This is a genomic window from Rhizobium sp. 05N49 (assembly GCF_056396805.1).
Map to the genome: position 1 here is coordinate 83,955 of NZ_JBFTME010000012.1, position 11,835 is coordinate 95,789.

The 11,835-nt window shown below is 60.9% G+C and carries 10 protein-coding genes; 4 read left to right on the forward strand and 6 right to left on the reverse strand.

Annotation, left to right across the window (positions count from 1 at the left end):
• Window positions 1-154 precede the first annotated feature (154 nt).
• The 4 genes from AC1DF8_RS23005 to AC1DF8_RS23020 all read left to right on the forward strand — a co-directional run bounded on the left by AC1DF8_RS23005 (window position 155) and on the right by AC1DF8_RS23020 (window position 6,071).
• Window positions 155-946 (forward strand): GntR family transcriptional regulator, encoded by a 792-nt coding sequence (locus AC1DF8_RS23005; protein WP_478155170.1) that lies wholly within the window; start codon window positions 155-157, stop codon window positions 944-946.
• A gap of 304 nt (window positions 947-1,250) precedes the next feature.
• Window positions 1,251-2,180 carry a substrate-binding domain-containing protein gene (locus tag AC1DF8_RS23010; protein ID WP_112545387.1) on the forward strand — a complete coding sequence of 310 codons (930 nt, stop codon included), beginning with the start codon at window positions 1,251-1,253 and terminating at the stop codon, window positions 2,178-2,180.
• Window positions 2,181-2,196: 16 nt separating this feature from the next.
• Entirely contained in the window at window positions 2,197-4,341 is a 2,145-nt protein-coding gene (locus tag AC1DF8_RS23015; protein WP_478155172.1) for a methyl-accepting chemotaxis protein, read from the forward strand.
• 404 nt (window positions 4,342-4,745) lie between these two features.
• Entirely contained in the window at window positions 4,746-6,071 is a 1,326-nt protein-coding gene (locus AC1DF8_RS23020; protein ID WP_112970356.1) for an acetyl-CoA hydrolase/transferase family protein, read from the forward strand.
• Window positions 6,072-6,131: 60 nt separating this feature from the next.
• Here AC1DF8_RS23020 and AC1DF8_RS23025 read toward each other — a convergent pair whose 3' ends face one another.
• The 6 genes from AC1DF8_RS23025 to AC1DF8_RS23050 all read right to left on the reverse strand — a co-directional run bounded on the left by AC1DF8_RS23025 (window position 6,132) and on the right by AC1DF8_RS23050 (window position 11,816).
• Complete coding sequence (locus AC1DF8_RS23025) at window positions 6,132-7,118, reverse strand: beta-ketoacyl-ACP synthase III (RefSeq protein ID WP_478155174.1); 987 nt, start codon at window positions 7,116-7,118, stop codon at window positions 6,132-6,134.
• A complete protein-coding gene (locus AC1DF8_RS23030) occupies window positions 7,115-8,386 on the reverse strand; it encodes an adenosylmethionine--8-amino-7-oxononanoate transaminase (protein ID WP_478155175.1) in 1,272 nt (423 codons plus the stop codon). The genes AC1DF8_RS23025 and AC1DF8_RS23030 overlap by 4 nt, the downstream gene beginning before the upstream one ends.
• A complete protein-coding gene (bioD, locus tag AC1DF8_RS23035) occupies window positions 8,383-9,021 on the reverse strand; it encodes a dethiobiotin synthase (RefSeq protein WP_478155177.1) in 639 nt (212 codons plus the stop codon). Before bioD ends, AC1DF8_RS23030 begins: the two co-directional genes overlap by 4 nt.
• Window positions 9,018-10,160, reverse strand: coding sequence for an 8-amino-7-oxononanoate synthase (locus AC1DF8_RS23040; RefSeq protein ID WP_478155179.1), 1,143 nt, complete (start codon window positions 10,158-10,160; stop codon window positions 9,018-9,020). The genes bioD and AC1DF8_RS23040 overlap by 4 nt, the downstream gene beginning before the upstream one ends.
• Window positions 10,157-11,125, reverse strand: a complete 969-nt coding sequence (gene bioB, locus AC1DF8_RS23045; RefSeq protein WP_478155290.1) for a biotin synthase BioB — start codon at window positions 11,123-11,125, stop codon at window positions 10,157-10,159. Before bioB ends, AC1DF8_RS23040 begins: the two co-directional genes overlap by 4 nt.
• Window positions 11,126-11,591: 466 nt before the next feature.
• On the reverse strand, window positions 11,592-11,816 hold the full coding sequence (locus tag AC1DF8_RS23050; RefSeq protein ID WP_112545395.1) for a hypothetical protein: 225 nt from the start codon (window positions 11,814-11,816) through the stop codon (window positions 11,592-11,594).
• Between the last annotated feature and the right edge of the window lie 19 nt (window positions 11,817-11,835).

An 11,835-nucleotide genomic window follows, 5' to 3' on the forward strand; every position in this document is an offset into this window, starting at 1 on the left:
GTTGATAACGCTTCGGCATTATGCGGAGCTCTTTGTCTCCTTGCTTGCAATAGGACTGGTTATGACCAGTCATGTCAACATGGACTCTGCCGGCGGTTGCGTCGAGGATACAAAACGGCAAGAGTGCTCCACACAGCACAGGATCGGATTCAAGATGCAGCAAGCGCCGGCATCATTCATCGCGCCACAGGGCGGCATCGACCGCAACGATGCTCGCCCCTTGCACAGGCAGGTCTACGAAGCACTTCTGGCGTCCATCCGCGATGGCAAACTGCCGCTGCGCGGCAAGCTGCCGTCAGAACGGGAACTTGTCGATCTCTACAATGTCAGCCGGATCACGGTGCGCCATGCCGTCCGCGAATTGATTCAGCAGGGCGTGATACACAGCCAGCCTGGAAAAGGACTCTACGTCGCCGAGCGTGGCGGCGGCTTCGAACTGCAGGTTCTGAAAAGCTTCACCAGCATCGCTATAGCGAACGGGCGAAGTCCCGGTCATCAGCTGATCGAGGCGAGCATCGTGCATGCGCCGCTTGAGGTAAGCCGTCCGCTGTTCCTGGCGCCTGGCGCCGAAGTGGTTCTCTTGTCGAGGCTTCGTCTTCTCGACAACATACCTGCCGTCGTCCAGACCGATTGGATACCGGCTTCACGCGTTCCGGGCCTGCTCGATCTCGACTGGGCCGTTGCCAACCGGTCGCTCTATGCCGAGCTTCGCGAGCGCTATGGCATTCATCCGAAGCGCGGGCAGACAACGCTGAGCGCGCGCCTTGCAACGGATCAGGAGGCTGTGATGCTCGAGCTGCCGCGGCCAGCCGCGGTTCTCACCGTGGACCAGATCGCTTTCGACGATCGCAACCGCCCGGTCAACCTGACAGCGCTGGTCCATCATCCTGCGCGCTATCCTCTGACGCTGCTTCAATCGGAATCAGGTGATTTCACGCAGTATTGAGCCACGCTGTCCCCAGTGCGGGCCGGCTGGATGCGAAGTTCCCCGCGAACGCGAAAGCGCAGAAGCCGCATCGTTCAGGTTTCTGGCGATCTGTGTCGTGACATGACGGCCGGCCAGTTTCTCAGAGGTCGAGCTTCCGGCAAACTCGGCGCAGTCTATCCTGTTTCCGCATATGGCCCTGTTTGCGAACCTGAAGCCAATCATCTTAACCGTTAAATTCCTTGGCCAACCCTCTGCGAATGAAAGGTAAGATTTACCAAGATTTGTAACGATCCGGCTCAATTCAAATCGCGGAGGGAATTTAGTGAAGACTGCCACGCTCGCATCCATAACCTTGGCGATGTCGATCTCCGCCGCCAGCGCCCAGACGATCGGCATCTCGATGTCTGATCTCGACAAATTCAGAACGCTGCTGCTGAACGGCGTCGTCAGCCACGGGCAGACGATATCAGGACTGAAGCTCGTCACCGAAAATGCCAAGGGCGACAATGAGCTGCAGAAGAAGCAGGTCCAGAAGCTCATTGCCGACAAAGTCGATGCGATCATCCTTGCGGTCTCAGATGGCGACCTCGGTCCGCAGATGACGAAGATGGCGGCGGATGCCGGCATCCCGCTTGTTTACATCAACAATGTTCCCTCCAACCTGCTCGATCTGCCGGAAAATCAGGTGGTCGTCGCTTCCAACGAGAAGGAGTCGGGAACGCTGGAGACGAAGCAGGTTTGCGCCCTCCTCAAGGGCAAGGGCCGCGTCGTCGTGCTGATGGGCGAACCCTTCCACGCGGCGGCTCGCGCCCGCACCCAGGACATATCTGACGTCATCGCCACGCCGGAATGCAAGGGCCTCGAAATCGTCGAGCGGCAGGCGGCCTATTGGTCGCACGATTATGCGGACCAGCAGATGCAGGAATGGCTGGCCGCCGGCGTCAAGTTCGACGCCGTTATCGCCAACAACGACGAGATGGCGCTTGGCGCGATCCACGCGATGAAGAAGGCCGGCATGCCGATGAAGGACGTCGTCGTCGCCGGCGTCGACGCGACGGACGATGCGCTCGCGGCGATGGAGGCCGGCGATCTTGACGTCACCATTCTCCAGAGCGCCATCGGGCAGGGGGCTACTGCGGTCGACGCTGCGGTCAAGCTCGCCAACAAGGAGAAGGTGCCCCGGGAAAACAACGTTCCCTTCGAGCTCGTGACACCTGAAAACATCGCCAAATATCTGCCGAAGAGCCAGTGAGCATAAGAGGCCTATCATGTTGCATTTCTGGAATAAATTCGGCATTCGCGCGCAGATCACCTCCGGCTTCGTGCCGCTGATCCTGCTGATGAGCCTTCTCACCGTCAGCGCCATCTCCGGCATGAGCGGGCTTGCCGGCATCTTCGCTTCCTATCGCGCCACAGCCGGTCAGAGCCTGGCGATCTCGGACTACAGCGACCAGCTGCACGAGATCCAGATGTCGGCCGAGGCCTTCCGCTCCACGCCGACGCAGGCCGTCGTCGACAGCTTCCGCGCCGGCGTCAAAGCTTTCGAGGCGGACGACCCACGGTTTGCCGGCAACAAGGACCTGCAATCCGGCCTTGCGGCAATCCGCCAGGACATTGCCGCCTACGGCAAGGCGTTCGAACAGATCGTCTCCCTTCAGGCCCGCCGCGATTTGTTGATCTCCAAGGTCACCGAATTCGGCCCCTGGACCAGCATCGCGCTCAACGATGTGATGCGCAGCGCCTGGCGCCAGAACGACGTGGCTCTGCTGCACATGACGGCGGAGACGCTGGAAGCCTTGAACCGCAGCCTCTACTTCTCCGAACGCTTCGTGCATTCGAACGACTTTGCCGCCTATGATGCGGCGCAGGCAGCGCTCGCCGAAGCGGTGGCGCTCAATGATGCCGCTGCCAAGGCTGCCAAGAACGAGCTGCAGAAGAAGCGCCTGATGGGTGCCGGGCAACTCATGCAGAATTACACTGCCCGTCTCGGCGATATGAAGGAAGTATTGCAGGCATCCGGCAATATCCGTCAGACGCAGCTCAGCGTACTCGCACCGAAGATTTCGAGCGCGTTCAAGGATCTGCAGGTAACCGTGACCGGCGCGCAGAAGAACCTGGACGGTTCGGTCGAAGCAACGGTCGCTGCCGCGACCAGCACGACACTGGTCATCAGCGGGTTGTTGATCGTCATCGGCCTCCTGCTCTCCTATTTCGTCGGCCGCCTGGTTTCCTCTGCCGTTCGCGGCATGGCGCAGTCCATGGAGCGGCTTGCCCGCGGCGACGAGACCATCGTGATCAAGGGCGTCGAGCATCGTCACGAGCTCGGTGCTATGGCGCGCTCGCTGAAGGTCTTCCAGGAGACCGGTCGCGCCAAGCTGATCGCCGAAGCCAATGCCGAGCGCGCGCGCCTCGCAGCCGAAGAAGAACGGCTGCGCCAGGAAGCGGAGCGCCTCAGCGATGCCCATGTGATGGAGCATGCCTTCCGTCAGATTTCGGTCGGCCTGGATGCGCTCTCGAAGGGCGATCTCTCCGTCCGCGTCGGCGAAGTCGACCACCGCTATGTCGGGATCCGCGATCACTTCAACAACTCGGTCGCAAGCCTGGAAGAAGCAATCGACGCCGTTATTCGCGCGGTCACGACCATCCGGTCGGGCCTTGCGGAAATCTCCACCGCCTCCAACGACCTCGCCCGCCGCACCGAGCAGCAGGCCGCTTCGCTGGAGGAGACGGTTGCGGCGCTCGGCGATGTCACCCGCGGCCTCAACGGAACGGCGGAAGGCGCCAGCCGCGCCCAGTCTGTCGTGGCAACCGCCCGCACCAACGCGGAAAAGGGTGGTCAGATCGTCTCTCGCGCCATCGCGGCAATGACGGAAATCCAGAACTCCTCGTCGAAGATCGGCAACATCATTGGCGTCATCGACGAGATTGCCTTCCAGACCAACCTGCTGGCGCTGAACGCCGGCGTCGAAGCCGCGCGCGCCGGTGAAGCCGGCAAGGGCTTCGCTGTCGTCGCCCAGGAAGTGCGCGAGCTTGCCCAGCGCTCGGCCAATGCGGCCAGAGAGATCAAGGAACTGATCTCCACCTCCTCGATGCAGGTCAAGACGGGCGTCGAACTGGTCGGCGAGTCTGGTGTCTCGCTCGAACAGATCGTCGAGCAGGTGACTGCGATGAATGCGACGGTTGCGGAGATCGCGGCGGCTGCCCGCGAGCAAGCCACAAGCCTGCGCGAGGTCTCGGCCGCCGGCGACCAGATGGATAAGGTGACACAGCAAAATGCGGCGATGGTGGAACAGACCACGGCCGCAGCTCAGAGCCTGACACAGGAAACGGAGAACCTCGCGGAATTGCTGTACCGGTTCCGGACAAGTAGCGCTCGCGCCTCAGAAAATCGGTATTATGCGATGGCATCCTGACACGTTCGATCGTTCCCAATGGGGCAGTTCATGAAGGTGTCATTTTCAGAATTGCCCCACAGGCCGAGCACGACATCGTGGAGCGAAGCCAATTGCCGTGCAAGATCAAAAGGATCTGAAAAGCTCTCCGAAGCGGTGGCGCTGGTGTCCCGGTCAAGACCGGTAATGCGAACGCGCCGCTCCCGAAACTGGTAGGCCTAAAACAATGAGGAGCCGCCCGTCGCCATTATCGTTCGGCTTTGGCTCGTGTCGGTTTCATGTGGTGCTTCGCACAGCTTGGACCTTGTAAATCGGCATTGCCATGCGATGAAGGCTCTCGCCTTGGCGACGTAGAATGCGCATAGTGGCTTGGCGGAGCTGCGCGTTCAAACCGTGCGCGCTGCGTGGACTGGGAGGAGGGCCCAATGACCACGATCCATGAGAGGCAATATCGCACGCTGCTGACATCTGCAGAGACGGCGGTCACCATGATCCCGTCCGGGGCGAAGGTTGCGATGCCGCTCGCCGCCGGTCAGCCACCCGCACTCCTGGCAGCACTTGCCGAGCGCGCTCGTGCACGAGCAATCGAGGATGTGCGCCTCTACTATCTGCTTTGCGCCGGCGTTGCCGGCAAAAGCGTATTCGATTTCGAACTGCGCGACCTGATCGTCCCGATGAGTTACTTTCATTCGGGCGTCGAGCGTGCGCTCGACAAGAGGAGATTGGCGGAGGCGTTGCCCGCTGTCGATCTGGTGCCGTGTCATTTCAGTCAGGTGCCGCGCTCCATGATCGAGCATGTCGGCGTGGACACGTTGATTGCAACCGTTTCTCGAATGGATGAAGATGGCAATTTCAGTCTTGGCGCCAGCACCGATTATGCCCTGACAATATCGCGAAAACCCGGACTTCGCCTGATCCTCGAAGTCAATAGCAATATGCCTTACGTGCGCGGCGATTGCATGATCCCCGTATCAAGCGCGACGGCACTTGTTGAAAACAACATCAGCCTGCCGATATTGCCCGCCGCCCCTCGCAACGAGGTCGACGACGCCATCGGAGCGATCATTGCTGGCTTGGTCGACGATGGCGATTGCCTGCAGATGGGCATTGGAGCTCTTCCCGATGCCGTATGCTCGGGACTTTCTCGACATCGCCACCTTGGCATCCATACGGAAATGATGACGCCGGGTCTTGCCAGCCTGGTCAAAGCGGGCGTGGTCGACAACAGTCGCAAGCAGACACATGCCGGGCGGTCCATATTCACCTTCGCACTGGGAGATCAGGCGCTTTACGACTTCCTGGACAACAATCCGTCAGTCGAGGCCTATCCGGTCGATTACGTGAACAATCCCTTCGTCATCGCGCGGAATGATCGGGTCGTATCGGTCAACGCGACGCTACAGATCGATTTGAACGGCGCGTGCAATTCCGAGTTCGTGAACGGACGGCAATTCAGTGCGTCCGGCGGCCAGGTTGATTTCGTGCGCGGTGCTTATGCCTCTCGCGGGGGACGATCGATCATCGCCTGTCATTCGACTGCGGCGAATGGCACGCTTTCGCGTATCGTTCCGACGCTGACCGGACCGGTGACGACATCGCGCAACGATACCCATATCGTCGTTACGGAATATGGATGGGCGAACCTGAAGGGTAGGTCCGTCGCCGAGCGGGCGAGCGCACTGATTGGCCTGGCCCACCCCGATTTTCGTGAAGGGCTCGAGCGGGCAGCCCGTGAGACGGGCCTCTGCTAGCCCTGTCGCTCCTCGAACGATCATCGGCTTCAATACAGGTGTGCATCTTCACCGCGCGGTTCAGACCGCAAGGACGACAGCCCCACCCGCCATACCCGCACCGGCGGCGGCCATGAGAAGGCGCTCTCCGGGTTTGAATGGCCTGCGGCGATTTTCAACTGAAAGGGAGAGCGGAATGGTCGCAGCCGAAGAGTTGCCGAATTCCGCAATCGTGCTCACAAGCTTGCTTTCTTCCAATTCGAGATTGTGGCGAACCGCGTCGCAGAGGCGGGCATTGGCCTGGTGCGGAATGAAGCGATCGATGGTGGAGATCGTTGCGGTGGCCTCGTCGATCGCCTGGCGCGAGGTGCGTGTCATCAATTCGACAGCACGCGAGAAGACCTCGCGCCCATCGCGCATCGTCATCAGCACCTGGTCTGCTGCGGTTTCGGAAGAGAAGGGCCTGTTACTGCCGCCGGACGGTATGGTGATGAGGTCATAGCCACTCCCATCCGAAGCCAGGACGGCTGCCTTGAGGCCGCTTTGAACGTTGCTGCATGGGACAAGCACGACCGCGCCGGCGCCATCGGCAAACAGAACGGCGCTGGCGCGTTCCGCCGGGTTGATGCGGCGGCTGAGGATATTGGCGGCCACGACCAGCACTGCTCGGCCATGTGCTCGCACGAAGCCGTCTGCCAGTGTCAGCGCGTAGAGAAAGCCGGAGCAGGCTCCGGCAAGATCGATGGCTCCGGAATTTTTTAAACCGAGCTTGTGTGCCAGCAGCGGCGCCGAGGGCGGCAAGAGATGGTCCGGCGTCGAGGTGGCGAGCAGGATCATGGCGATCTCGCCCGGCGCAATCGCAGCATCCTCAAGGGCCATTTTCCCGGCTTCGGCGGCAAGGCCGCTCAATGTATCCCCATCGGTTGCCCAATGGCGGGATCGGATGCCGGTGCGCCTTTCGATCCAGCCCTCCTCAAGGCCGAGCCGGCTTTCGATTTCCGCATTGTGGACAATGCGGGATGGAACTGCGTGACCGAATCCGGCGAGCCGGGAGGAGAAGGGCGTCACGACACAGTTTCCTCGAGAACGAGCGAGGCGACTTCATCGATCGCGTCATAGGCGACAGCGATATCCTCGGCGCTCGTGCAATAGGGTGTCATCAGATAGATGACGTTTCCGAGCGGGCGCAGAAGCAGCCCGCGTTCGCGAAACAGCCTGCGCAGGCGCGGCCCCACTTCGGCGAGGTAGCCGCCGGACGGCACAGCAAGATCAAGGGCGGCGATCGTCCCGCATTGCCTGACGTTTACAAATCTCGCGTCGGTCTGGAAGCGCTGCAGATGCTTGGCGTGCAGCACAGCAAGTTCGGTAATTCGGGTTTCCACCGGTTCATCGTGCCAGACCTGCAGATTGGCGACAGCCGCCGCACAGGCGATTGCGTTAGCGGTATAGGAGCTCGAATGGAAAAAGGTCTTGCGCCGGTCGCGAGACAGATGAGCCTCGAAAATCTCGCCGGTGCAAAGGGTGGCTGCCAGCGGCAGGGCGCCTCCGGTCAGACCCTTCGATGTGCAGAGGATATCGGGCGCCACGCCCGCCTGTTCGCAGGCAAAACGCGTTCCGGTGCGGCCCCAGCCGGTCATGACCTCATCGGCAATGAACAGGCAGCCGTGCCGGCCGGCGATTTCCTTCAAGGCGGAGAGGACCGCGCTCCCGTAGAATTTCATCCCGCCGGCGCCGAGCACCAACGGTTCGATCAGGATAGCGGCGACTCTTCCCGAACGGCAGATGGTTTCGAACGCATCGAGCGTTTTCTGCTCCCGACCGGGTTCGGGAAAGGGGAGGCGGTCGACGCCGAAGAGCAGCGGCTCGAAGGGGGCGTTGAACACGCCGCGCTCTCCGGCGGACATCGCGCCGATCGTGTCGCCATGGTAGCCATGTTCCATCACGACGATGCGATCACGCGCAATGCCGCGATTGTGGAACGTGCCGAGCGCCATCTTGATCGCCACCTCGACGGCCGTCGACCCGCTGTCCGAATAGAAGACGTGTTTCAATCCAGAGGGTGCGAAGGCGAGAAGGCGTTCAGCGAGAAGTTCTGCGGGTTCATGGGTAAATTCGGCGAAGATGATCTGGTCGTAGGCTTCTGTCGCCTCGCGGATTCCTGCCATGATGGCGGGATGGCGATGGCCATGGGTGATCACCCACCATGACGAGATCGCGTCGAGTATGCGGTTGCCGTCCTCGTCGAACAGATATGCGCCTTCGGTCGCGACGATGCGCTTCATCGGCGGTTCCAGGGCATGCTGTGTGAAGGGATGCCAGACGGGCGAGGGGGTCACGCGCGTGCCTCCATCCGGGCGGCAATGTCGAAGTGCTCGTGAAAGGCGCGGCGCAGTGTTTCAGCAGTCAAGTTTTCCAGCAGCGGCAATCGCCCCAGCGCCTTCACTTGCCCGATAGTGGCGATGGTCGCCTGGCTGTCGGCATTTTCCGGTCCGATGAAAACGACACCAAAAATGGGAATGTCACGGCTGCGCAGCGCCTCGATGGACAGGAGCGTATGATTGATGGTGCCGAGCGACGTTCGCGCACAGAGAATGACGGGAATGCGCCAGCGGGCGAAGACATCGGCAAAGACCGTTTCTTTCGTGAGTGGGACCAGCAGGCCACCAGCCCCCTCGATGATCAACGGACCGTCGCATTCCGGCGGCTCAAGCCTGGCAACGTCTATCTCGACACCATCGAGGCGCGCCGAAAGATGCGGCGAGACCGGGGTGGAAAGCCGATAGGTCTCCGGCAGGATATGGTCGGACGGCAGGCCGCTCAGCCGGACGACGGTGTCGCTGTCCGTCTCGTCCTCCAGTCCGGATTGCACGGGCTTCCAGTATCGGGCGTTGAGTGCACCCGCTAGCGCCGCGGCGAACACGGTTTTGCCGATCCCGGTATCCGTGCCGGTTATCACGAAACGGGCGGTCATTTCCTGTGTTTCTCCATGGCGTCGGCAAGGCAATCCAGCATGCTCGCAATCTGCTCCTGATCGACATTGAGCGTAATCGAGAGGCGCAGGCGCGCCGTACCTTCCGGCACGGTTGGCGGACGGATCGCGCGGATGTCGAACCCTTGGGCCTGAAGAGTTTCGGCAATTCGTAGCGCACGCGCGTTGTCGCCGATAACGACCGGCTGGATCTGCGAGCCGCTCTGCTCCTTGCCGAATCGGCTCCTCAATCCATGGCCGACAAAAGCGACCAAGCGTTCCAGGGCCTCGCGGCGCTCGGGTTCGTCATCCAGCATGCGCAAGGCCTCGCGCACGCCTGCCGCCATGAGAGGCGAGGGCGCGGTGGAATAGATGAAGGCGCGGGCACGATTGACGAGATAGTCGGCAAGCACGCGGGGGACTGCAAGCAGGGCTCCGGAAACGCCCAGCGCCTTGCCGCAAGTATGCAGGGCAAGCACGTTGTCTCGGCCTTCCAACCCCGTCGCCAGTCCTCTGCCGTTGCTGCCGAAAACGCCGGTGGCATGGGCCTCGTCGATCACGAGAAAGCCCTCGTGGCGTTCGGCAATATCGGCGAGGGCGGCGAGCGGCGCTCTGTCGCCGTCCATGGAATAGAGGCTCTCGACCGCAATCCAGGGACGTCCCCTGCCGCCGCTCCTGCGCCAGTTCCGGATTGCCTCATCGAAGGCGTTCGCATCGTTGTGTTCGGCGCTGACGGACGCTGCCTTGCTCGCCGCAATGCCCTCATGGGCGCTCGCATGAATGAGCGCGTCGTGCACAATCAGATCCTCGCGCCGGGGCAAGGTCGAGAAAAGTGCAGAATTGGCGGCGTAGCCGCTGCCGAAATAAAGAACGCGTTCCGCGCCGAAAAACTCGGCGGCTTCCACTTCCAGCGCCTCGTGTTCGGAATGGTTGCCACGCAGCAGACGCGATCCGCCTGCGCCCGGCGGAACGCCCCTTTCCATCGCCGCCATGATCGCCGCCTTGAGGCGCGGGGCGCCCGCAAGTGCAAGAAAATCGTTCGAGGTGAAGTCCACGCCACGCTGCGGCGCCAGGCTGCGCAGCCGCGCCTTGCGCCGCAGGCCCTCCAGCGTGGCGGTATAGTCCGAAAGTATCGCCGTCACACCACCGGCTCCAGCGGCATCGGAGAAAGGCCGAGACGGCGGAAGAGCGCCGTGTCGTGATCGTCGCCGGGATTGTCTGCGGTCAGCAGCGTGTCGCCAACAAAGATGGAGTTGGCGCCCGCGAAGAAACAGAGCACCTGCATCTCGTCGCTCATCTCGGTGCGTCCGGCCGAAAGGCGTAGATGCGAGGCTGGCATCAGGATGCGCGCGAGGGCGATCGTTCGCACGAAATCGATCGGATCGACAGGTTCCGCGTCTGCCAGCTTCGAACCGGGAATGGGGATGAGCTGGTTGATTGGCACGCTTTCCGGCGGCACGGGCAGGTTTGCCAGCGTCAGCAGCATGGAGATCCGGTCATCGACCGTCTCGCCCATGCCCAGGATCCCCCCGGCACACACCTTGATGCCGGCCATGCGCACCGTTTCCAGCGTATCGAGCCGATCTTCAAAGCTTCGGGTGGTAATGATCTCCGAATAGAAGCGCTCGGACGTGTCGATGTTATGGTTGTAGTAGTCGAGGCCAGCTTCCGCGAGTTCGCCTGCCTGACGCTCAGTCAACATGCCGAGCGTCATGCAGCTTTCCATACCGAGCGCTTTCACACCCTCGACCATGGCGACCAGCGTGTCCATGTCGCGGTCCTTCGGGCTGCGCCAGGCCGCCCCCATACAGTAGCGGGTCGCCCCCGCATCCTTGGCTTTACGCGCCTCGGTGAGAACGCGCTCGACTTCCATCAGCTTCGAGGCCTTCAGGCCGGTCGGGTAGTGGGCGGACTGACTGCAATACCCGCAATCCTCAGCGCATCCACCCGTCTTGATCGACAAAAGACGGCTCATCTGCACGGCGTTGGGGTCGAAATGTGCGCGGTGAATGGTTTGGGCACGGAAGAGCAGATCGTTAAACGGCAAATTATAGATTATTTTGGCGTCGTCCAGCGTGATGCCTAATGGGTGCGATGCGGAAATCATCAAAAATTCAGAAGTTTGGTCGCTTTTTTTCACTTTTTCTGTCCATCTGATTCAAATTATGGATAGATAAATATTTTTATCGATAATTTTGCAAGAGCAATTCGGAAGCAATTGAGCGAAACTATCGTTGCCGAACGTCCGTCGTATGTGCCAGCCTGTGCTTTTTGAGGGGAACTTGATTGCGCAACTCGGATAAGAGCGGCGGGTTCTGTGAAGGCTTACGTCAACCGTTGTAAGACAGATGCGGCATATGTTGACGTAATTCGCCACAGGGTGGCGCGTTCAGCGCTGGAAATGGGGCGTCACGCTCCCGGCGTCTTCCCCAGTAACCAGTACGATTCGTGTCAAAAGCTAAGAGCCGCCCGCTATGAAACGCGCTACTCACTGCCTGTCTGCTGGTCAGGGATTTAGGCAGCTTGAATGAGGCCGCGGGCGCGACCTCTGTCAAAGCAGGCATCGTCATTGCTCAAGATTGATTAAATTCGCCTTTTTCGCGAAGGTGAAGTATCCCGAGCTGGACAACCTTGATCAAGTCCGACATCCGCGCGCCTCGGCTATTCTGGTACTCTTCCAGGCTAGGCGTACTGAGTGTGACATAGGTCAGCGCGGTAACGCGCTTGTCTCTCACTGCTTCGGCCCCAAGAGCCCAGATCCGATCGAACAATCTTCGATCTGCTTCCTTGTTCGACATGACGGTCCCTTAGCTATTC